This window comes from Namhaeicola litoreus, from assembly GCF_042679565.1.
GTDB classification, from domain to species: Bacteria; Bacteroidota; Bacteroidia; order Flavobacteriales; family Flavobacteriaceae; genus Namhaeicola; species Namhaeicola litoreus.
Genome location: NZ_JBHTMY010000003.1, coordinates 918,888 through 939,846, shown reverse-complemented (window position 1 = coordinate 939,846; position 20,959 = coordinate 918,888). Strand labels below are relative to the sequence as shown.

Here is a 20,959-nt window from a genome sequence, read left to right as displayed (position 1 = left end):
TGATGTATTAATAGTGCTTTAAACAAAAAAAAGCCCGTCAAATATTGACGGGCTTTCATTAAACTTGAAAGTATATGTATTAAATAACTTTTACGTTCACTGCGTTTAATCCTTTGTTACCTTCTTTAAGATCAAATTCAACCTCATCGCCTTCACGAATCTCATCAATTAATCCTGAAATGTGAACAAAATGTTCTTTTTGGTTACCTTCTTCAGTGATAAAACCAAATCCTTTGGCATCATTGAAGAACTTTACTGTTCCTTTACTCATTGTAATATATTTAATTTATAAGTTGCAAAGGTGGTGATATTTATTTGATATACAGACCTAAAATTCATTTTAATTACAATTTAGCTTAATTTTGGCATAATAAAATATGATATAATTTAACTTTAGTTCCAACTTAAATGCTAATGACATGAAAAGATTATACATCATCGCTTTGTTTACTTCCATGGTTTGTAACGCTCAAATAGACCTGGAAGGTAAAGATTTAGTACCGATGACAGATACCTATCAAAAAGCCTACAAATTGGGATCTGTATACTATCAAACAGGAACAAAAATTCCTTTTACCGGTGTACTATATGGAAAATATGACAATGGAAATTACCAGTCTATGCAAGAATATGTGGATGGAATTGGGAATGGTAAGTGGATTGATTTTAATCCGGAAGGTGTAAAAGAATGCGAAGGAACTTATAAAGATAATAAGGTAGAAGGACCTGTTCAGTTTTTTTATGAGGACGGAAGTTTAAAATCTGAAGGACAATACTTGCATTGGAAAAGACCCATTGGCCTTTGGAAGTATTATGATAAAAAAGGAAATCTTGTTCACACAATGACCTATACAAATTAGTACAACATCCTAATGGGTTGATTTGTACTTTGTGTTCAATACAAGGGCAACAATAATCATGGTCATGCCTAATAAACTCCAGAAGGTATAGACTTCATTAAAGAGTGCAACACCTAATAACAGGGTAAAAACAACTTCAATATACTTCAAGGGTGCAATTTGGGTGGCACTTGCGGATTGAAATGCTTTTGTCATATATAATTGTCCGTAATAACCAAATACCCCTAGACTCAAGAGTAAAACCCACTCGAAGCCAATAGGTTGGGTCCAATTGCCTATAGATAAAATTCCTCCTACAATGGTGGCAGTTACCATAAAATAGTTGACAACTACTACAGGATGTTCAGTATTTCCAATCTTACCGAGTATGATATAAACCAATCCACTAAAAACAGAAGCAATTAAAACCAATAGTAACCCATAGGTATCCACCTGTTTATCCAGTCCTTTTAGCACAATGACACCCGCAAAGGCCAAAATAAAAAATAACCACCTTAGTGTTTCTATTCTTTCTTTTAATAAAATTACTGCAAAAATAGCCGCAAAAATTGGAGCTAAATACCGCAAAGAAACTGCTGTTCCAACAGGTAAATATTTGATCGACATAAAAAAGAATGTCATAGAAGTAACGCCAACTAAACCTCTTAAAATCAATAGCTTTTGGTTGTTTCCGAAAGGAGAAATTTTCTTTTTAATAAGAAATCCAAAAGTAAAAAATAACGACCCGACCGATCTTAAAAAAACAATCTGAGCAGCACTAAATCCATCGAGATATTTCACCGTCACGTTCATACAAGCAAAAGCAAAAGTGCTAAACAGCATAAATTTTAAGGCTTGGTACGAACTCATGGAGTTAAATTAAAGGGGCAAATATGACAAAATAAAATGGTTAAATAGTTAATTATCGAACATCAATCTGCAAATAATTCTTCTTTTAAACCATCATATTCCAGTCTTTTAATGTGCTTAAAATTATTTTTCAAATAAAAACCTTTTAATCCTTCTTCTTCAATTGTTAACCAGTATTTCTGATTTTTATCTAAGGTGCGTAACTCTTCTAACCAACGGGACCCCCAATTTTTACCTCTATTTTTTTCAGAAACCCACAGGTATCCTATGTATAGATAATCCTTTGCATACCAAGAAAGTGCCTCTTCAGCATATTTATTCATTTCAGGAATCATACTGGAAAAAACCATCCCTCCTACCAAGATCTCCTGGTCATCCTCAATAATATAAATTTTGGCATCCTCTTTGAGTTCCTGCCAATAAGGAATGATTGACTCTTGCCAATCTTTGGGAAGTATTTCGAAAAATCGATTTGGATGATGACTAATTTCCTTGAGCATAAAATACAATTAAAGTAATCCCCAGGACCACAATTTGTCCGAATCTTCATGCCAGCGATCTCCAATATCTGTTCTGTAATAACTGTTGTTGACAATTACATTTTGCACGCGATTATACATGTTTTTTTGTGCATCTCGCATCGTAAGACCCGTTCCTGTTATTAACAAGGCAATACCTGTATCCCCGGTAATAAGCCACTCATCTTCTACTTTTTTCAAATGCATGGGATGTAAACCTTCCTTCATTTCTTTTTTTACAATAACGACAGCATCTTTTGAAAATAGTTCGAATGTTTTTTTGTCTTCATAGGGAAATGGCGGTACAACAATAAAAACACCAACTTGAAATCCCTTTTTTACATTAATTTTGAATTTCTGACCTTGTGCCAGTTTAAAGAAAAAATCACCCATAGGTTCCAGAATTCCGGCTCTCTGAATCATAATTTGTGGAAATCCAAACCTCGAAGTAAATTCAAGTGGAAAAATTCCATTCCCATTTACAATACAATTAATGTCTAAATGACCGATAAAATTTGATTTTGCCAATGTTGATTCGAACTTTTTGAGCGTTGCATCAAAAATTGGAGAATCTTTGGTCCAAAACATACTGGTTCCCATTTCTCCGGTTGAAACTCCTAATTCTTTTGGAAACAATTTTTTATGTTCAAAAGTGATATTTACCGGATGGAGAAATTCTGTTCCATTAAAAAAAGCAGCAATGGAGATCTCTACGCCTTTTACTTTCTTCTGAATTTGAAAATTGCCGAATTTATTGCCCCATGACTTTTCATATGCCATTAAAATTCGCTTCACATCAGCACCTTCATCATCATTTCCTACAAATAAAAGCTGCTTAAGTTCCTGTGTTTCTCCCGAGGGTTTAATAACATAAGCGTCAGGATTTTTTTCAATAAATTCAATGGCATCATGAAAATTATAAAATTCATGAGAAGGCAAGACCTTTATTTTATGTTTTTTTAATTGTTCGTGTCCAAAGTTTCGATCTAATTCGAGGCGGTCTGTATAGCGTGAGCCACCGACAACAAGTTTTCCTGATTTGCGCAATTCTTCGCACGCTTCACCATAACCGGTATAATCAAAAATAATTAGATCAGCCCAATCGATGTGCTTTTTCCAATCGGAAACTTTTAAGCAAAATCCTGAGCCAATTTCGCGACAAGATTTTTCCTCGATGAACATTTTAACAATATTGCCTTCTTTTAGCATGGCATTGGCAATATCCAAGGTTTCCCCGTATTTTGACACCAGTAAAATTTTCCTGGCATTGGATTTAGCTTTTTTCAAAAAATGTATTGAATAGAAGTGTTATATTAATTTACATATTTTTCAACCAATCTATTTGACCTTCTGTGAAACTGAAAGATATAAGTTGTCGTGAAAAACTGTGACAAATGTAGAATTTAATTTATTAATTAAACGAGGTACTTGGAAATAGACTTATCACTACATGAAATATTTAGCGTCCTTAGAAGCTAAAATGCAATAGGTTTCCGGCAAATTAAACATCCTCCGTCAAGTCCTTTGTCACACTTTTTACAAGCCGTCCTACAGTAAGTCCTTGAACCAGAATAGAGAAAACAACAACCATATAGGTAATGACAAGAAACAAATCACGATGCATTTCTTGTTGTAAGCCAAGGGCAAGAGCAATTGAAATCCCCCCCCTTAAACCTCCCCAGGTCATTATTAAATTGGTTTTTGGAACAAAATCTAATTTCTTCTCAAAAAACTTGACAGGTACAATCAAGGATAAATACCGGCAAATTAATATAATCGGAATGGCTAGCAATCCGGCTTCCATGTAACTAAGTTCGAATGAAAGAACAAGCATCTCCATCCCAATTAGTACGAAAAGAATTGTATTTAAAAGTATATCGATAAGTTCCCAAAATTTATCAACATAACTTTCAGTAACTTTTGACATGGCACTATTTCTCACTGTATCATTTCCAACAATTAATCCGGCAACCACCATTGCGAGGGGTGCAGAAACATGAAAGTGATGTGCAACGACAGTACCTCCCATGACGGCGGCAAGAGTGATAATGACTTCGACGTCATAATCATCTATAGATTTCATTAATTTATAAGTGATATAACCTAAAACAACTCCTAAGAAAATTCCGCCGAGGACCTCTCGAGCAAAAAGAACAAGTACATCTGAAAAATCAATTCCAGCACCTCCTAATTGAGCGATTTTAAATATGGTTATAAATACCACAACCCCTACGCCATCATTGAATAAAGATTCTCCTACAATTTTAGTTTCCAGCTTTTTAGGCGCACCTGCTTGCTTCAAAATACTCAAAACAGCAATTGGATCTGTAGGCGAAATCAAGGCACCAAACAATAAGCAATAAATAAAGGGCACCTCTAATTGAAACAAGGGTAAAAGTAAGAACATCGCAGTACCAACTAAAAATGTAGAAATGAGAACACCCAATGTTGAAAATGCCAAAACAGGCCACCGTTGTATTTTTAATTGTTCAAAATTAGTATGTAAAGCACCTGCAAATAGCAAAAAACTCAACATGATATCAAGTAGCACCTCTTTAAAATCGATGTGAGTGATGATGTATTTTTCTGCATTTAATAGTGTTGAATCGATGGCACTTAAAGCAAAAACCCCCAGAGTAAAAAGAATAGTAATCAACATTAAGCCTATGGTATTAGGCAATTTTAAAAATCTAACATTGATATATCCAAAAATAGCAGATACTGTGACTAGTATGGTGGTAATTAGGAAATAATCCATTTGATCATTGAATTAATTTGCAATTTAATAGAATCTGATTTTTTTTCAAACTATTTAAAAATTCTCTTTTTACGATTTATAAAATAAACACCCGTTAGGAGTATTAGTGCCGCGATGATAGATTGAAATGAAAGCTTTTCATCTAAAATATACCACCCCAGTATCAAGGCAATGACAGGGTTCACATAGGCTGAAGTAGACACTTTTTCAGTCGATACAACTTTTAATAAATAATTAAAAGATGTGAAAGCCACAATACTACCAAAAATGACAAGCAAAATCATTGACCACACAGAAGCAGTACTCCATAAATTCGGAGGGAGCCAATCCTCTCCTAAAAGAAGACTTGCTAGCAAAAGCATAATGCCACCAGAAATCATTTGATAACCAGTACTGACAAAATAATTAACAGGCATTTCATTTTTAGCTACAAATACGCTGGCGTAACTCCAACTTAATACACAAGAAAAAATCATTAAAATCCCTACTAAACTATTTTCATGAAGATTTAATCCTTGTTGATTCACCAATAAAACCATACCTAAAACACCCAGAACAACCCCAATAATTGCTTTTGGCAGTATTTTTTGTTGATATAATAGGCGCATCAGTAATAAAACAAATATAGGTTGAGTGGATGCCAATAGTGCTGCAAATCCGCTGTCGACATATTTTAAAGCCCATACAAAAACACCGTTTCCATAGGTCAGAAACAAGAACCCGGCAATAACGGAATTGATCAACTGTCTTTGAGAGACAACTAAGTTGTACTTGAGAATTTTTGAAATGATAAAGATTAAAATTCCGGCAGAAATAAATCTGATAGCCCCCAAATACAAGGGCGAGACCTCGCCAACTATAATTTTATTGAGCAAATAGGTAGAACCCCATATAACATAAATGGCAATAAATGCCAAGATGATGATTATTTTGTACTGAGGCTTTGCCAATATCTGTTAATTTTTGATGAAAATAAACAATAAAAACAGAATAAACACCATTTTTTACGCGCTCGATTTTGTGGTACAAAAAATCTGGTTTATAATTAAATTACAAACTCACTCAATACAATAAAATAAATGTTTAGACGCGTTTTACTCTTACGGCATTCATTCCTTTCATCCCTCTTTCGAGTTCAAAAGTTACTTTGTCGTTTTCAGCAATTTCATCAATAAGTCCACTGACGTGCGTAAAATATTTTTCATTATTCTCTAAATCAATAATGAATCCAAATCCTTTTGAAGTGTCAAAATAAGAAACTTTCCCATTTCTTATTGGATCCGGTTCTTCTAATTCTTCTTTTTTAGGAATAGCAATTTCGATACTTTCTACATCAATCTCTACTTTCATACTAGGATCAGGCGGAGTATCAGTAAGATTTCCGTCGTGATCTACATAAGCAAATTGAATTCCTTTTTTGCCGTTTTCTTGAGCTTCAAGTTTACGGGCTTCCATTTTTTTTCTTTTATCCTCGCGTTTTTTTAATCTTTTCTTTTCTTTTTCTGATTTATTAAATGTCTGTTGAGATTTTGCCATTCGCCTGTGTTTTAAATTATTAATTATTGTTACTTAAAGAAGTAAATTGAAAACCTAAACGAATATTTGAAAAGAATTATGGTATAAAAAAAGGAGTACTTTTAGAAACACTATCATTAACAAGCATGAAAATCGCCGAAATTCAATTGGCACAAAGATACACATCAATTTGTAAATCTTGTTAGTAGAGGACTTATTTTTATTTTTGAATCAGGCTTGTATGGCAATAAAACCGTATTTTCCATGGTGACTCAAGGAAAAATCAACTTGCATAGGATTATTTTTATACAGCAAGATGGGTGCACCTATATTATTTTTTTTCATCGATATGAGATGTGTGGGAATTTGGTAAATATCTCCTATTAGATCGATAAATTTTTTATAAATAACCTTACTTTGGATTGATTGCTCATTGCTCTTAAATGGGAGCAAAAATTCTGCAATTGGATTTTTGCTTGAATTACTTGCAATCGAATAAACACAATTTTCAGCTACTTTTGTAGTCGTAATGAAGGAATATCGATCAGTACAAACGGCTCCGACGGCATGATTAAAAATGTCACATTTGAGTTTTGTGGGTGCTAAAATTCGTTCGTTATCAGATCTACTCACAATTTTATAGGCACTTTCCTTCATACTCCATAATCGCCAAATCATCTGTTCAGGATTATCTGAAGAATCTATCAAGTATTGTTCTTTCAAAGAAAAGACCTTTTCTAAAAATCTTTTTCTCCTATCTTTTGTGTATTGGGTTAATTCTGTTAGATCTACAATGTCGCTACCTATCATTTTTTTCAGTTAATTTTTGCTCAATGATTTCTATAGCTGATTTAACCGACAACATTTTTTCCATGGATTCATTGTCAATCTCTATGTCAAATTCATCTTCAACATCTAAAACAACGTCTACCAAATTGGCAGAGTTAATCTTTAAATCTCGAATAAAATCTGTCTCTTCTGAAAGTTCTTCATAGGCCGTTTCATCCTGAACATAGGGTTTGACAATTTTTTTTAATCTTTCAATAAACTCATCTTTATTCATGTCAATATTTTTTAAAAATAACGCAGGCATTTACATCGCCAAATCCAAAACTAGCTTTCGCAATGACATTTATCTCTTTTTTGATCAGTTTTTTCGGTATCCGATGATCACTGATCATGGCTAATATATCTGGGTGCACATCTTCACAATTGATAGAAGGAAAAATGAAATTATTGTACAATTCTAGTACAGCCGCAACACTTTCAATTGACCCTGAAGCAGCCAAACAGTGTCCGATTTGGGATTTTAATGAGTTGATAAAAGGAAAATCCTCTCCACTCCTATTCAATGCTGCGACCCAATTTTCAATTTCCAAACTATCTTTGGTCGTTGCAGTTAAATGCCCATTGATACAATCAATATCTTTTGGATCAATATCCGAATTTAAAATGGCTTGTTTGATACACATTTGCACCCCCTCGGGATTGGGAGCGGTCATAGAACCGCCATTTCGCTGTCCACCAGAGTTTATAGCTCCTCCTAACACTTCTGCATAAATTGTAGCTTTTCTTTCCAAGGCACTATCCAGTGTTTCTATTACGAGAGCCCCGGCACCACTACCTGGAACAAATCCGGAAGCACTTTTGCTCATCGGTCTTGAAGCTTTTTCAGGACTCTCATTATATTTATGTGCCAATACCCTTAATGCATCAAAACCACCCCAAACATAAGGGCCATGATCTGCACAACTACCGACCAACATTCTCTTAGCATACCCAGCCAAAATCCTTTGATAACCCAGAATAATTGCCTCCGTACCCGTGGTACAAGCCGAAGAATTGGTTGTCACAATGTTACCCAACCCCAACATACCGCCTAAATATGCACTTACACCACTCGCCATGGTTTGCGCTACGGTGGTGCTGCCTAATCGACGGACCTGTTTCTCATCTACTTTATAGATAGCTTCCCTAAACTTTTCGACCCCCGAGGTTCCTGCTCCGAATATCGTACCACTTTCATAGTCAACTTTGTCAATAGTCTGGTATAGTCCGGCATCTTTATAGGCGTCGATACCGGCCATACACCCATATAGAATCCCAGAGCTTTTGAAATCTTTTAATTGTAGTGGAGTAAAGTATTTTGTTTTTAGTTCTTCCGTAATTTCAGGTATACCCCCAATACAGCACGAAAAATTTAAATCTTCTAATTCTTGATAATGTTTGATGCCTGATGTACCAGTTTGAATTGATTTCAAAAAGCTTTCTACACCAATTCCGTTTGGAGATATTACACCTAATCCAGTAATGACCACTCTTGTCTTCATAATTATTTTATCATTCCAGATATTTCGCCTCTGCAAACTAATTTCTCTTGGGCATTGAACATATTTACGCTACACTTTAATTTTCCAAACCTAAAATAGAGTTTTTCAGATTTTACAACAACCCTTTCTTTTGGGTATACCGGTAAGTAAAAATCGATCTTCTGAGATGTGAGCGCAATACTTGGTTTTTCAATTTGGGTCTCTCCTATTAAAACAATACCCAAACATACAACACCGATTTGTGCCATAGTTTCGGTTAAAATAACCCCTGGGGTAATGGCTTCGTTTTTAAAATGTCCTCTATAAAAATACTCATCCTCGGAATAAGTATATTCGCCAGTCACACCCTCTTCTGAAATTTCAAGTAATTGATCAACAAACAAAAAAGGTTTTTGATAGGGTAACATCGCTATGATTTGATCAGAATTCATCATATTCAATTTATATGTTCGCCCCCGTTCACAGGTATGACAGTTCCATTTATCCAGGCCGCTTCCTCCTTACACAATAAATAGACAACATTGGCTACATCGATGGGCGTTGTCAAACGTTTAAAAGGATTTCTTTGGCGGGTAAATTCTTTTATCGAATCACTATTAGGAATCATTTTAAAAGAAGCTGTATCTGTAACACCAGCTTGAATACAATTCGATCTTAAACCAAAAGGAGCAAATTCTAATGCGATATTCCTGGAAATTGCCTCAAGTGCTGCCTTGGCTGCAGAAACGGCTCCATAATTTGGCCATGCTTTAGAATTACCTTCGCTGGTAAAAGCTAAAATTCTAGCATCTGAAGAAAATAATGATCCGGTAAAAATGGCTTTTGTCCAATCGTATAAACTTATAGCCATGGCATTTAAGGTTATAAGAAAATCTTCATTAGTTAGAGTACTTTGATGATCATGGACCATCGCTTTTAAGTGACCCTTTGCCACGCTGTGTATAAAAGTTTTGACCTTTCCATTTTCTCCCATTTTTTCTTTTAAAGATTCTAAAATCAATAAGATATTTTCAGATTTCAATCCATCAAGATTGAAAGAAATAAATTGTACATTTTCATTTTTTATCTGCTCAAAATACTTGTTGATTTTCTCTATATCTGTTCTCCTATCTCTGTGAATGATACATATATTCATGCCATGTTCAGCCAATTTTAGTGCACTGGCCAAGCCTAAACCACGAGAACCTCCAAGGATAATGGCCCAAAAATTTTTATGCTCAAATTCTCTTACCATTTCAATAATATGCGTTGAGCGGAAAACCCTGGTCCAAAACTCAACATCAAACCTAAGTTTCCAACCGGTAATTTTTGATCGAAGAATCGTTCTAAAACATACAATACGGTAGCACTTGACATGTTTCCGTAAAGCCTTAGAACTTCTTTTGTATCGTTGATATTCTTGCCAAAAGAACCAAAAAGCTCTTCTACGGTTTGAACGATTTTTTTGCCGCCTGGGTGAAAAATTAAATGATCGATATCTTGAATAGTTAAATCATTTCTCTCCAAAAAAGGATAGACAATTTTCGGGAAATGTTCAGAAATAGTTTCGGGTACTGATTTATCCAAGATCATTTCCAACCCGGTATTTCTCAATTTAAATCCCATCATGTGTTCCGCATCGTAAAAATGATACATGGCCTCATCCAAAATTTCTGGCCCTTTTTCGTCTTCGTATGAAGATAAAATAACAGCAGAAGCGCCATCACCAAAAATTGCGGCACTTACAATATTTGCCATTGAAAAATCATCGAGTTGAAAAGTAGAGGTTGGCGATTCAACCGCGATTACAGCAGCCCTTTTATTAGGATTTGCTTTTAAAAAATTTTTCGCATAAATCATTCCAGAAACGCCTGCAGCACAACCCATTTCAGTTACTGGCAAGCGAACAATATCTTGACGCATATGAAGTCTGTTGATCAAATAGGCATCTAAGGATGGGATCATAATTCCGGTACAACTTACCGTAATGATAAAATCGATAGAAGTGGGTTCTAAATTTGCCTTCGCTAGCGCTTTTTTTAGGGCAGATTCACCTAATTTAATAGATTCTTTGCTATAAATATCATTTTTTTCTTCAAAGGAAGTTTTGAGAAATACATCCTCTGCATCCATAATAGAATACCTCTTATCAACTCCTGCATTTTCAAAGATCTTCATTACTTTTCTCTGAAATCTGTCCTCTTGGCCCGAGAGCCAAATCTTTAAAAATGGCAAAATCTCCTCAGTACTTCTTGAATACTTTGGAACTTGTTTTGCAACAGCTGTTATTTTTACACTCATCGTTGAAGTATCCATTGATAACGAAATGCCCATTTCCAACTGATCTGACGTTTGGCTTTTATCTGATCAGACATTTGAATTAATTCTTCTAACTTAAACCCTTTCAGAATGGAGATCAAACCATCATTCACAATCATTTCATTTGAAATGGGTAAACAAAATAGTTTAAAAAGAAAATATGCCATTTTATGCCTGTGTAGATCATTGACTAAGATACCGATTTTTGCTTTGTCAACTAACTTTTTTAAAAGTTTTACGATTTCATTTTCTGTAAAATGATGTAGGAAAAGGGTTGAAAGCACGATGTCGCAATATGCTATATCAAAATCATCATCTAGTACATTTGATTGTTTAAATTCAATTTCCGGATACTGTGTAGAAGAATTTTGTGCATAATCAACCGTGTTCTTATTGGCATCAAATCCGATTAGTTTAAAAGAGTATCCATTCTTTCGTCCAAAATCAGCTATTAATCTCAGCATTTTTCCATTTCCACATCCCAAATCTACGATTGTCAATTGTCCTTCTTTGGGTTGGTTTTTTAGCATTTTTTTTAAGCCATTGATGGTAACTGCATTGCCACCGAGTAAAAAGTTGATCACAGCCAACTGATCTAAAGATTTCGTGAGTGCCTCACCTCCAATCTCAAAATCATCCATGATCTCTACCTCTAAACTTCTTTCTTTTGTGTTGATCATATGCCAGAATATTCTTTTAAAGGTTTGCCGTGCGTGAGTTGAATAACTGGGTTTAATACCGATGGGGCCATTTTTAACAATACCATAGAAATTTCTGAAAACTGTTTCATTCTAAAAATTTTTGCCAAATTTCTTCCCAGTTTTAAACGCGATTGAAAAGCTTTTTCCCACTGTAACATATATTCTGCTTCTAATGTATCTCTAGAGATCTGTTCATGAAGATACTGGATGATAAGATTAGATGCAATTTGTGCTGAATGAATGGCAATACCCATACCATTTCCACAAAGCGGATGTATTAAACCTGCACTGTCTCCACACATCAAAATATGGTTTTTGACTACACTTTTCTGATCGAATGAGATCTGGCTAATTGCTAAGGGTTTTTTAAACAACAAGTCTGATTGGTCAAATATTTCTTTCAAAAAAAAATTCTTTTTTACAACTTGTTCTTCAAACTCTTCTGTATTCCTGTAAAGTTTAAAGATTTTATAATCAGCAATATAGCAAATGTTTAGCTTGTTTTTTTCAATATTCGATACACCGCAATAGCCTCCCTCAAAATTGTGTAGTCCTACAAGATCTTTAGGAAAATGACCTCTAAAATGTGATTTAACAGCTAAATAAGGTGAATCTTTTTGTATAAATCGCCGTTTCAATTTTAAATCGAGATTTGACCTTTTTCCAAAAGTACCTAATACGACCTTTGCTCTAAATAAATCCTTGCTTTTCGTGTGGACAGTAAAAACAGACTTAAAATCAATTTGTATGACGACATCATTTAAAAGGGTAGCACCATATGAAACTGCCAATTTAGAGAGTTCATGATCCATCGTATATCGGCTTAGGCCGAAACCGCCTAAATCGAGTTTACTTTCAATATATTTGCTGGACGGCGTACTCAGTATAAGTCGCTCAATTTTCTTTGCATCAAATTGAAATGGGTCGAATCCGAGAGAATTGATATAGGGTAAAACTTCATTAGACACGTATTCCCCGCAAACTTTATGAAATGGGTATAACTGCTTTTCTATAATAAGCACTTTGATTCCAGATTTGGAAAGATGTAAAGCTGAAGTTAGACCGGCTAGACCACCTCCTACCACAATCACATCAAAATCTTCCTGAAGATTCAAAACTTTTATCTTTACCTTAACTAAAACTAAAGATAACTAAAATATACCTATTGCAAATCAGAAAGAAAAGCCCCATAAGGATCTTTAAATTCATAACCCTTTTTCACTCTCTGTTTATTGAGCTTATTGTATTCAACTAAGGCCCATAAAATAAATTCTTTGACAAAAAGCGAATCTTTTTCAGGTAAATCAGGCATATATTTTTTAATGAGTTTTCCCAATGGTTGAATTGAATTTAAACGGTTAGCATATTCTTCCTCAGTACAGTCATCCATAATTTCAAACGTGCTTTCATCAAAAAACCATTGCACAATTTCTTGATATGGATCTTGCTCATCTTCATGTTTTAGCTTTTTAATTTCGGGAAAATACATGTCGAACAAAGTTTTTGAGGCGGCACTGATTAACTGCTCAGCTACAAAATTAGCACCCTCCTGCTCTCCTTCATAGACCAATTCTACTTTGCCGGTTATAGACGGAATCATGCCTAAAATATCAGAAAACCTAATCGTTGTGTTAGAAGAATTATTCTGTAAACATCTATATTCTGCCGTACTCAATAAATTTTCATAAGAAGTGATGCTCATCCTGGCGCTAATTCCGCTTTTATGATCCACATATGGATTATCTCTAGCTTCAAAACCGATCTGTTCTACTAGATCTTTGGCAATTTCAGGAATATGAATTTCGGATAGCCTTTCATCTTGTAACTTAGCTTCTTGTGCTGTAATGGTTTTGGCAATTGCCAAACTTTCCGGGTAATGCGTCAAAATCTGAGAACCAATTCTGTCTTTTAAGGGAGTAACAATACTTCCTCTATTGGTATAATCTTCAGGATTGGCGGTAAAGATAAATTGAAGATCTAAAGGCATTCGCACCTGAAATCCTCTAATTTGAATATCTCCTTCCTCTAAAATATTGAAAAGGGCAACCTGAATTCTTGACTGAAGATCGGGTAATTCATTGATGACAAAGATACTTCTGTTTGCTCTCGGGATCATTCCAAAATGAATCACCCTTTCATCTGCATAACTCAATTTTAAATTTGCGGCTTTAATGGGATCAATATCTCCTATGAGATCGGAAATAGTCACATCCGGTGTAGCTAATTTTTCAAAAAATCTTTCATTTCTATGAACCCAATCAACAGGGGTATCATCTCCCAATTTTTCAATTTGATCCTTACCAAATTTACTGATAGGCTTGAGTGGATCATCGTTAACCTCAGATCCTGCAATGATGGGCATATATTCATCTAATAAATCGACCATTAACCTCGCTAATCTTGTTTTTGCCTGTCCGCGTAAACCTAATAAATTAATATTGTGCTGAGATAATATGGCTCTTTCAAGCTGCGGAATAACAGTGGTTTCATAACCGTGAATTCCTTTGAAAGAAGTTTTACCATGCTTGATGTTTTCAATTAAATTATGGCGTAATTCTTCTTTAATACTTTTTGAAATATAGCCTGATGCCTTAAGCTCTTTTAATGTTCTTATTTGGGGTTTCATCTTATTTTATTCTTTTTTTTCTATTGTTCTCGTAGTCATGAAAAATCATTTCGCCCAATCCTTGTAATCCGGTATAAAAAGCTTTTCCCCTATTCGATTGGGTGAATTTTTCAATGAATGATTGCAAATATGGATCTTTCGCAATCATAAATGTTGTAATGGGGATGTGTAATTTTCTGGCATAGGCAGCTGCACTGTAACACTGGTCTACTATATACGGATCTAATCCGTTACTGTTTTTATAATAGGTTCCATCTGATAAACGCAAACAACTCGGTTTGCCATCAGTGATCATAAAAATCTGTTTGTTTGTATTTCTTTTTCTTCGCAACAGATCCATAGCTAGTTGCAAACCCGCAACTGTATTTGTGTGGTATGGGCCCACTTGTAAATAAGGTAAATCTTTAATACTGACAGTCCAGGCGTCATTACCGAAAACTAAAATATCTAAAGTGTCTTTTGGATAACGCGTAGTGATTAACTCTGCCAAAGCCATGGCCACTTTCTTAGCCGGTGTAATGCGATCTTCTCCGTACAAAATCATACTATGGCTGATATCGATCATCAATACAGTACTCATCTGAGCTTTGTGGTGCGTATCTTCTACAACCAGATCATCTTCAGTAAGTTTGAATTCTCTAAATCCGTGATTGATTTGCGCATTCTTTAAACTTTCTGTCATAGAAATTTGTTCTAAACCATCACCGAATTGAAAACTTCTAAGGTCGCCGGTGTGTTCATCACCTATACCGCTACTCCTTGTTTTGTGACTTCCACTACCTTTCTTTTTTAGTTTTCCAAAGATCTGATCTAAAGCATTTTTCCTAATGGCTCTTTCAGTTTTTGCGGTAATTGCTTGTTCTTTATTTCCATTTGGTGCAATGCGGTCTTGAATAAATCCCTTTCTTTTTAGATCTTCAACAAAATCGTCCAAAGTATAATATTCATCTGTTAATTTATACTCCTTATCCAATTGCCCCAGCCAGTCTAATGCTTCATCCAAATCACCAGAGGTATGCGTGATTAGCTCTTTAAATATATCAAAAAGCTTGTCGAAAGGACTTTTCAATTTTTCCTCAAAAGGGCTAAACTCAAAACCTGTCCTAAATCCTTTCTTTCTCATAATGATGATGAATTACACAATTGAAATACAATAATTGACCAAAGTATAAGCGCAATATTTAAACAAAATACATATGTATTTGTATGTGTAAAGATAAGGAATAATATACTTTTACATAACTAAATATGATTGCTAAAAATGCTGAATTAAAATTCTTAAGATAGAATAATCTGATATGTATAGATTCAATTGCTAATGTTTTGTTAAATAGTTTATATTTTTTATTAAACATAATAGCATTACTATTATATTTGCAATAAAAATACCTAATTATGGATAATTTGCTTTCATCGATCAAGCTTTCCGTTCCTGACAAGATCTATTTAAAAGATCCCGAATCTTCTGAATTAGGCAAGCGTATCATAGAAAACAGTATTTTGTTAATGAACGAGATCGGCTTTGATAATTTTACGTTTAAAAAATTAGGTTTAAAAATTGGATCTAATGAGAGTTCTATTTATAGGTATTTTGAAAGTAAGCATAAGTTATTGGTTTATTTATCTGCAAGATATTGGGCCTGGATAGAATACCAACTGGTTTTTGAAACCCATAATATCAGCAATTCGGAAGAAAAATTGAGAAAGGCAATCCATATTGTGACAAGGAGTGTGGAAGAGGATATAAGTTATTCACATATCAATGAAATTCTGCTACATAATATTATCGTAAATGAAAATTCAAAATCTTTTTTAACAAAAGAAGTAGATAACGAGAACAAAGAAGGTTATTTTGCTGTACATAAACGCTTAGTTTCGCGCTTAAAAGACGTAATTTTGTCTGTAAGCCCTAAATATCCATATCCAACAAGTTTGGCAAGTACAATTATTGAGGGCGGTTTACATCAACATTTTCTAAAAGATCATTTCAAATCTATGACAGACTGTGATAAATCAGATACGCCGACCAACTTTTTTACAGACCTTACCTTTTACACCTTAAAATCTTATCAGAATGTCTAATACAAAAATGACGCCTTGGGAGCGGTTAATGGGATTGATCACACTCGAGAAAAAAGATATCCTCCAGATTTTTTATTACGCAGTATTTAATGGTATAGTGGCCTTATCGCTTCCTTTGGGAATACAATCTATCATCAATTTGATACAAGGAGCCCAAATCTCTACTTCATGGATTGTGCTCGTTATTTTGGTAACTGTGGGAACCGCGTTTTCCGGAGCTTTGGGCTTTATGCAGATTAGAATTCTCGAAACCATACAGCAAAGAATATTTACAAGATCATCCTTTGATTTTACCTATAGATTTCCGAAAATTAAAACGAGTGAATTATTTAATTACTACCCTCCTGAATTAGCCAATAGGTTTTTTGACACTTTGATGGTTCAGAAAGGATTATCAAAAATTATCATAGATATTCCTACGGCGGTACTTCAGATTATTTTTGCGCTTCTACTTTTGTCGTTTTACCATCCGGTATTCATTATTTTTGGTTTGTTCCTTTTAATTCTTATCGTGGTCGTGTTTAGATATACGGCAAAAAAAGGTTTAGACACAAGTCTGGAAGAATCTAAAGCAAAATACAAAGTAGCCCACTGGATACAAGAAGTAGCAAGAGCTGTGATTAGTTTTAAATTTTCTGGAAGAACAAATCTGGCACTCAATAAAAATGATCTTTTGGTTGATAGCTATTTGAATGCCAGAGAAGGTCATTTTAGCATACTTCGATTGCAATACTTTTTGATGATCGCATTTAAAGTGATTGTAACAGCTAGTTTGTTGCTTATCGGAGGAGGATTGGTGCTGAATCAACAAATGAACATCGGTCAGTTTGTGGCGGCAGAAATTATCATATTATTGGTGATTGCCTCCGTGGAAAAACTGATCATTGGCTTGGAATCTGTCTATGACGTGCTAACTTCCATTGAAAAAATTGGTCATGTGGTTGATAAAGAATTGGAACCACATGATGGTGAAAGACCTGATTTCAGCAAAACATTTCAAATAGAACTCAATAAAGCATCCTATGGAGTTCCAAATAGAGAAAAATTTATTTTGAAAGATATTTCGCTAATGGTTGATACTACTACGCGCATGTTGGTAGATGGTGAGTGTGGATCAGGAAAAAGCAGTTTATTCAATTTAATTTCGGGTGTGTTAGAGCCCACCGGAGGTCATGTGTATGTAAACAATCATTCCATCACCAGCTTATATCTAAATTATTACCGAGCGCATTTGGGCCTTTCTTTATCTGAAGAAACGCCATTTGAAGGAACATTGAGAGAAAATGTGACCTTTGGAGATCTTTCAATTTCTGACGACCGCATTTTTGAGGTTTTTGAAAAAATTGGCTTAATGTCTTTTATTAGAGATCTTCGTATGGGATTAAATACTGTTTTATATCCCGAAGGAAAGCGCATATCAAAAACTGTTGCGAAAAAAATAATTTTGGCCAGGGCTTTATTAAAAAATCCAAAAGTACTTATTTTAGAAGAGCCCCTGGATGAATTTAATACAGAAGAACTCGAAGAAATTGTAAAATATTTAGCGGATAAGAGCCATCCATGGGGATTGATGGTCATAAGTGCAAATCCTATTTGGAAAAAATACATGAAAGAACACCTTACTTTAGAAGATGGTGAAATTAAAACATTTAAATCTTAAGATATTATGTTAAAGATTTCTCACAATGTAATAAAAGAGGGAATTAATATGGCCGATTACAAATCGGGCAAAACCATATTTGACAGAAAGTATTATAAACAGTTCAATCAATTTCTTTGGGTTTTTTCTATCATTTTGCTGATTACCCTCTTTTTACCATGGACACAGAACATCTCCGGTACCGGAAATGTAACGACCTTAAGACCTGAACAAAGACCTCAGAGTATCCAATCTACCTTACCCGGTAGAATTGAGGAGTGGTATGTACAGGAAGGTGATTTGGTTCAAAAAGGAGATACGATATTGCGAATCTCTGAAATAAAAAGTGAATACTTTGATATTAATTTGGTTTCAAGGACTGGTGACCAAATTGATGCAAAAAAATCTTCAGTGCAAGCCTATGAAAGTAAAGTAAATGCCTTAGAAAGGCAGATTGCTGCACTTAGAAATGAACAGATATTGAAATATGAACAGGCTCAAAATAAATTGATGCAAGCCGGGTTAAAAGTAAAAAGTGATAGTATAGAACTTGAAGCCGCAAAGACCAATTTAGAAATTGCAGAAAGACAGTTTGACAGGATTCAAACACTTCAATTAGAAGGCTTGAAAGCTGTTAAAGATGTCGAGGAGAAAAGATTAAAATTACAAGAAACGCAGGCAAAATTAATTTCTCAGGAGAACAAATTGCTCACCAGTAAAAATGAAGTTATCAATGCACAGGTAGAATTATCCTCTATCAATGCGAGCTACGGAGATAAAATTGCCAAAGCACAAAGCGACATGTTTACGGCGAGATCGAGTCAATTTGATGCGACAGCGCAAGTAACAAAACTGGAAAACGATTACACAAATTATGAGAAAAGAAATAGTTTGATGTACATCACTGCCCCACAGAGTGGATTTATCAATAAGGCCATTAAGTCCGGTATTGGAGAGACCTTTAAGGAAGGCGACCAATTGGTTGGTATAATGCCTTCTGCCTATGAATTGGCAGTTGAAACATTTATTGATCCTATCGATTTACCGCTCATGCATTTGGGTGAAAAAGTAAGAGTGCAATTTGATGGCTGGCCGGCGATCGTCTTTAGCGGATGGCCAAATGTTTCTTACGGAACTTACGGTGGTACAGTCGTCGCGATTGAGAACTTCATTAGCCCAAATGGTAAGTATAGGATTCTTTTGGCACCTGATAAAGAAGACCACGAATGGCCAACTGCCTTGCGGGTTGGATCGGGGGCCAGAACAATGGCCCTGTTGAACGACGTACCTATTTGGTTCGAAATGTGGCGAAAACTCAATGGTTTTCCACCGGATTACTATCAACCTCAGGTAAAAATGGGATCTGATGAAAAAAAGTAGCGATATGAAATTCAGCCTAGTATTTGTCTTTTTTATCTTGTCTCAGTTCGTTTATTCTCAAGAAAACAGTTTGTCTGTGCTCAGTTTGGAAGAGTATTTGGGTTATGTAAAATCCTTTCACCCTATTGTAAGGCAAGTAAATTTAGTAGTGGATGAAAGTGAAGCCAAATTGATGAAAGCAAGAGGTGCTTTCGACCCCAAATTGGAAGTAGACTATTTAACGAAAGAGTTTAAAGGATCTGAATATTATGATAAGTTAAACGCTACTTTCAAAATTCCTACGTGGTATGGCATTGAATTAAAGGGAAATTTTGAAGAAAACGCAGGGGCTTATCTCAATCCCGAGAGTTTCACGCCAGATGATGGGCTTTATAGTGTGGGTGTTTCTGTTTCTCTGGCACAAAACTTATGGATCAATAAACGAATGGCTACACTAAAACAAGCTAAACTCTTTGAAAAACAGGCTTTGCAAGATCAGCAATTAATGGTAAACCAAGTGCTATATGATGCTGCTTTGGTTTATTTCGACTGGTTAAAAGCCTACAATGAAAAGTTGGTTTTCGAAGATTTTTATCAGAACGCAGTCATTAGGTTAAATGGTGTAAAGCGTAATTTTGAGACAGGAGAAAATCCGGCAATTGACACTTTAGAGGCGGGTATCACCGTAAAAGATCGCGCGCTCAATTTAGAAAAATCAAAATTGGCTTATACGAAAGCGAGCTTTGAATTGTCGAATTTTTTATGGCTTTCCGACGATTTACCCATTGAGGTTAGAGAGGATATTACGCCGGATTTGCTGACCACCGAAAAAATTGATCTTGCTTTAAACCTTTCCGAGCTAATTGCTGATGACGAATTGATTGATAATCATCCCAAAATCAGATCATTAAATTACAAATATGAAAGTTTAAGGGTTGATAAAAATTTAAAAGTGAATAGGCTATTTCCTATCGTGAATGTCGACTATAATTTCTTATCCGAAACATATGACCAGATCAATTCATTCAACGAGAATAATTACAAAGCTGGATTTTATGTTAGCTTTCCTTTATTTATTAGAAAAGAAAGGGGCGATCTGAAGTTGGCAAAATTGAAGCTGCAAAGTGCAGAATTAGACATCATGAACACGGAAGTAACCCTTAAGAATAAAATACAAATGATTCAAAGGGAAATAGAATCCTATGCGATTCAAGATAATATTACACAAACCATGATCGTAGATTATGAAGCGCTTTTTCGTGCGGAGGAAAGGAAATTTGATATTGGAGAAAGTTCACTGTTTTTAGTAAATAGCCGAGAATCCAAGCTTATTGATGCGAAACTTAAGGGAATAGCCATATTAAATCAATATTATATTACCAAAGCGAAGTTATACAATGCTTTAGGAAACTCGATCTAAACAA

22 protein-coding genes are annotated in these 20,959 nt (G+C 34.8%); 5 read left to right on the top strand and 17 right to left on the bottom strand.

Going from position 1 to position 20,959, the window contains the following annotated elements; all coding sequences use genetic code 11:
* Positions 1–79 precede the first annotated feature (79 nt).
* Positions 80–271, bottom strand: coding sequence for a cold-shock protein (locus ACFQ39_RS11485; RefSeq protein ID WP_377179049.1), 192 nt, complete (start codon positions 269–271; stop codon positions 80–82).
* 148 nt (positions 272–419) lie between these two features.
* Here ACFQ39_RS11485 and ACFQ39_RS11480 point away from each other — a divergent pair, with 148 nt between their 5' ends.
* Positions 420–860: a toxin-antitoxin system YwqK family antitoxin gene (locus tag ACFQ39_RS11480; RefSeq protein WP_377179048.1), complete on the top strand. Its 441-nt coding sequence runs from the start codon at positions 420–422 to the stop codon at positions 858–860.
* Positions 861–869: 9 nt separating this feature from the next.
* Here ACFQ39_RS11480 and ACFQ39_RS11475 read toward each other — a convergent pair whose 3' ends face one another.
* The 16 genes from ACFQ39_RS11475 to ACFQ39_RS11400 form a co-directional block, all read right to left on the bottom strand.
* On the bottom strand, positions 870–1,709 hold the full coding sequence (locus ACFQ39_RS11475; protein WP_377179047.1) for a DMT family transporter: 840 nt from the start codon (positions 1,707–1,709) through the stop codon (positions 870–872).
* A gap of 62 nt (positions 1,710–1,771) precedes the next feature.
* Positions 1,772–2,209, bottom strand: coding sequence for a GNAT family N-acetyltransferase (locus ACFQ39_RS11470; protein ID WP_377179046.1), 438 nt, complete (start codon positions 2,207–2,209; stop codon positions 1,772–1,774).
* Between the two features lie 9 nt (positions 2,210–2,218).
* On the bottom strand, positions 2,219–3,514 hold the full coding sequence (locus tag ACFQ39_RS11465; RefSeq protein ID WP_377179045.1) for a phosphoribosylamine--glycine ligase: 1,296 nt from the start codon (positions 3,512–3,514) through the stop codon (positions 2,219–2,221).
* A 214-nt stretch (positions 3,515–3,728) separates the two neighbouring features.
* Positions 3,729–4,985, bottom strand: a complete 1,257-nt coding sequence (locus ACFQ39_RS11460) for a cation:proton antiporter (protein ID WP_377179044.1) — start codon at positions 4,983–4,985, stop codon at positions 3,729–3,731.
* Positions 4,986–5,035: 50 nt separating this feature from the next.
* The gene (locus ACFQ39_RS11455) at positions 5,036–5,935 is read right to left on the bottom strand and encodes a DMT family transporter (protein WP_377179043.1); all 900 of its coding nucleotides are present in this window, start codon (positions 5,933–5,935) and stop codon (positions 5,036–5,038) included.
* A gap of 133 nt (positions 5,936–6,068) precedes the next feature.
* Complete coding sequence (locus tag ACFQ39_RS11450) at positions 6,069–6,521, bottom strand: cold-shock protein (RefSeq protein WP_377179042.1); 453 nt, start codon at positions 6,519–6,521, stop codon at positions 6,069–6,071.
* Between the two features lie 210 nt (positions 6,522–6,731).
* Positions 6,732–7,310 carry a 4'-phosphopantetheinyl transferase family protein gene (locus ACFQ39_RS11445; protein WP_377179041.1) on the bottom strand — a complete coding sequence of 193 codons (579 nt, stop codon included), beginning with the start codon at positions 7,308–7,310 and terminating at the stop codon, positions 6,732–6,734.
* Complete coding sequence (locus ACFQ39_RS11440; RefSeq protein WP_377179040.1) at positions 7,300–7,563, bottom strand: phosphopantetheine-binding protein; 264 nt, start codon at positions 7,561–7,563, stop codon at positions 7,300–7,302. Before ACFQ39_RS11440 ends, ACFQ39_RS11445 begins: the two co-directional genes overlap by 11 nt.
* A gap of 1 nt (position 7,564) precedes the next feature.
* Complete coding sequence (locus ACFQ39_RS11435) at positions 7,565–8,830, bottom strand: beta-ketoacyl-[acyl-carrier-protein] synthase family protein (protein ID WP_377179039.1); 1,266 nt, start codon at positions 8,828–8,830, stop codon at positions 7,565–7,567.
* Between the two features lie 2 nt (positions 8,831–8,832).
* Positions 8,833–9,261 (bottom strand): 3-hydroxyacyl-ACP dehydratase FabZ family protein, encoded by a 429-nt coding sequence (locus tag ACFQ39_RS11430; protein WP_377179038.1) that lies wholly within the window; start codon positions 9,259–9,261, stop codon positions 8,833–8,835.
* A gap of 5 nt (positions 9,262–9,266) precedes the next feature.
* Positions 9,267–10,064 (bottom strand): enoyl-ACP reductase FabI, encoded by a 798-nt coding sequence (locus ACFQ39_RS11425; protein WP_377179037.1) that lies wholly within the window; start codon positions 10,062–10,064, stop codon positions 9,267–9,269.
* Positions 10,058–11,110, bottom strand: coding sequence for a type III polyketide synthase (locus tag ACFQ39_RS11420; RefSeq protein ID WP_377180009.1), 1,053 nt, complete (start codon positions 11,108–11,110; stop codon positions 10,058–10,060). Before ACFQ39_RS11420 ends, ACFQ39_RS11425 begins: the two co-directional genes overlap by 7 nt.
* Positions 11,107–11,808 (bottom strand): methyltransferase domain-containing protein, encoded by a 702-nt coding sequence (locus ACFQ39_RS11415; protein WP_377179036.1) that lies wholly within the window; start codon positions 11,806–11,808, stop codon positions 11,107–11,109. The genes ACFQ39_RS11420 and ACFQ39_RS11415 overlap by 4 nt, the downstream gene beginning before the upstream one ends.
* Positions 11,805–12,944: an NAD(P)/FAD-dependent oxidoreductase gene (locus ACFQ39_RS11410; RefSeq protein WP_377179035.1), complete on the bottom strand. Its 1,140-nt coding sequence runs from the start codon at positions 12,942–12,944 to the stop codon at positions 11,805–11,807. The genes ACFQ39_RS11415 and ACFQ39_RS11410 overlap by 4 nt, the downstream gene beginning before the upstream one ends.
* Positions 12,945–12,991: 47 nt before the next feature.
* Positions 12,992–14,455 carry an AAA family ATPase gene (locus ACFQ39_RS11405; protein WP_377179034.1) on the bottom strand — a complete coding sequence of 488 codons (1,464 nt, stop codon included), beginning with the start codon at positions 14,453–14,455 and terminating at the stop codon, positions 12,992–12,994.
* A 1-nt stretch (position 14,456) separates the two neighbouring features.
* Positions 14,457–15,578 carry a vWA domain-containing protein gene (locus tag ACFQ39_RS11400; protein WP_377179033.1) on the bottom strand — a complete coding sequence of 374 codons (1,122 nt, stop codon included), beginning with the start codon at positions 15,576–15,578 and terminating at the stop codon, positions 14,457–14,459.
* 272 nt (positions 15,579–15,850) lie between these two features.
* Between ACFQ39_RS11400 and ACFQ39_RS11395 the strand changes: the two genes are divergently transcribed.
* From ACFQ39_RS11395 to ACFQ39_RS11380, 4 genes are read left to right on the top strand one after another with little or no spacing between them, the layout of a single operon-like run.
* Positions 15,851–16,537 carry a TetR/AcrR family transcriptional regulator gene (locus ACFQ39_RS11395; RefSeq protein WP_377179032.1) on the top strand — a complete coding sequence of 229 codons (687 nt, stop codon included), beginning with the start codon at positions 15,851–15,853 and terminating at the stop codon, positions 16,535–16,537.
* Positions 16,530–18,197, top strand: a complete 1,668-nt coding sequence (locus ACFQ39_RS11390; protein WP_377179031.1) for a peptidase domain-containing ABC transporter — start codon at positions 16,530–16,532, stop codon at positions 18,195–18,197. The genes ACFQ39_RS11395 and ACFQ39_RS11390 overlap by 8 nt, the downstream gene beginning before the upstream one ends.
* A gap of 6 nt (positions 18,198–18,203) precedes the next feature.
* Positions 18,204–19,556 carry an HlyD family secretion protein gene (locus ACFQ39_RS11385; RefSeq protein ID WP_377179030.1) on the top strand — a complete coding sequence of 451 codons (1,353 nt, stop codon included), beginning with the start codon at positions 18,204–18,206 and terminating at the stop codon, positions 19,554–19,556.
* Positions 19,543–20,955 (top strand): TolC family protein, encoded by a 1,413-nt coding sequence (locus ACFQ39_RS11380; RefSeq protein WP_377179029.1) that lies wholly within the window; start codon positions 19,543–19,545, stop codon positions 20,953–20,955. Before ACFQ39_RS11385 ends, ACFQ39_RS11380 begins: the two co-directional genes overlap by 14 nt.
* Positions 20,956–20,959: the final 4 nt, after the last annotated feature.

Excerpts from the sequence above, each read along its gene's own strand:
- ACFQ39_RS11445 (WP_377179041.1), bottom strand. The coding sequence starts at position 7,310 with ATGATAGGTAGCGACATTGTAGATCTAACAGAATTAACCCAATACACA.
- ACFQ39_RS11450 (WP_377179042.1), bottom strand. The coding sequence starts at position 6,521 with ATGGCAAAATCTCAACAGACATTTAATAAATCAGAAAAAGAAAAGAAA.
- ACFQ39_RS11390 (WP_377179031.1), top strand. The coding sequence starts at position 16,530 with ATGTCTAATACAAAAATGACGCCTTGGGAGCGGTTAATGGGATTGATC.
- ACFQ39_RS11405 (WP_377179034.1), bottom strand. The coding sequence starts at position 14,455 with ATGAAACCCCAAATAAGAACATTAAAAGAGCTTAAGGCATCAGGCTAT.
- ACFQ39_RS11460 (WP_377179044.1), bottom strand. The coding sequence starts at position 4,985 with ATGGATTATTTCCTAATTACCACCATACTAGTCACAGTATCTGCTATT.
- ACFQ39_RS11440 (WP_377179040.1), bottom strand. The coding sequence starts at position 7,563 with ATGAATAAAGATGAGTTTATTGAAAGATTAAAAAAAATTGTCAAACCC.
- ACFQ39_RS11430 (WP_377179038.1), bottom strand. The coding sequence starts at position 9,261 with ATGAATTCTGATCAAATCATAGCGATGTTACCCTATCAAAAACCTTTT.
- ACFQ39_RS11415 (WP_377179036.1), bottom strand. The coding sequence starts at position 11,808 with ATGATCAACACAAAAGAAAGAAGTTTAGAGGTAGAGATCATGGATGAT.
- ACFQ39_RS11470 (WP_377179046.1), bottom strand. The coding sequence starts at position 2,209 with ATGCTCAAGGAAATTAGTCATCATCCAAATCGATTTTTCGAAATACTT.
- ACFQ39_RS11420 (WP_377180009.1), bottom strand. The coding sequence starts at position 11,110 with ATGAGTGTAAAAATAACAGCTGTTGCAAAACAAGTTCCAAAGTATTCA.
- ACFQ39_RS11480 (WP_377179048.1), top strand. The coding sequence starts at position 420 with ATGAAAAGATTATACATCATCGCTTTGTTTACTTCCATGGTTTGTAAC.
- ACFQ39_RS11485 (WP_377179049.1), bottom strand. The coding sequence starts at position 271 with ATGAGTAAAGGAACAGTAAAGTTCTTCAATGATGCCAAAGGATTTGGT.
- ACFQ39_RS11395 (WP_377179032.1), top strand. The coding sequence starts at position 15,851 with ATGGATAATTTGCTTTCATCGATCAAGCTTTCCGTTCCTGACAAGATC.
- ACFQ39_RS11380 (WP_377179029.1), top strand. The coding sequence starts at position 19,543 with ATGAAAAAAAGTAGCGATATGAAATTCAGCCTAGTATTTGTCTTTTTT.
- ACFQ39_RS11385 (WP_377179030.1), top strand. The coding sequence starts at position 18,204 with ATGTTAAAGATTTCTCACAATGTAATAAAAGAGGGAATTAATATGGCC.
- ACFQ39_RS11425 (WP_377179037.1), bottom strand. The coding sequence starts at position 10,064 with ATGGTAAGAGAATTTGAGCATAAAAATTTTTGGGCCATTATCCTTGGA.
- ACFQ39_RS11475 (WP_377179047.1), bottom strand. The coding sequence starts at position 1,709 with ATGAGTTCGTACCAAGCCTTAAAATTTATGCTGTTTAGCACTTTTGCT.
- ACFQ39_RS11435 (WP_377179039.1), bottom strand. The coding sequence starts at position 8,830 with ATGAAGACAAGAGTGGTCATTACTGGATTAGGTGTAATATCTCCAAAC.
- ACFQ39_RS11400 (WP_377179033.1), bottom strand. The coding sequence starts at position 15,578 with ATGAGAAAGAAAGGATTTAGGACAGGTTTTGAGTTTAGCCCTTTTGAG.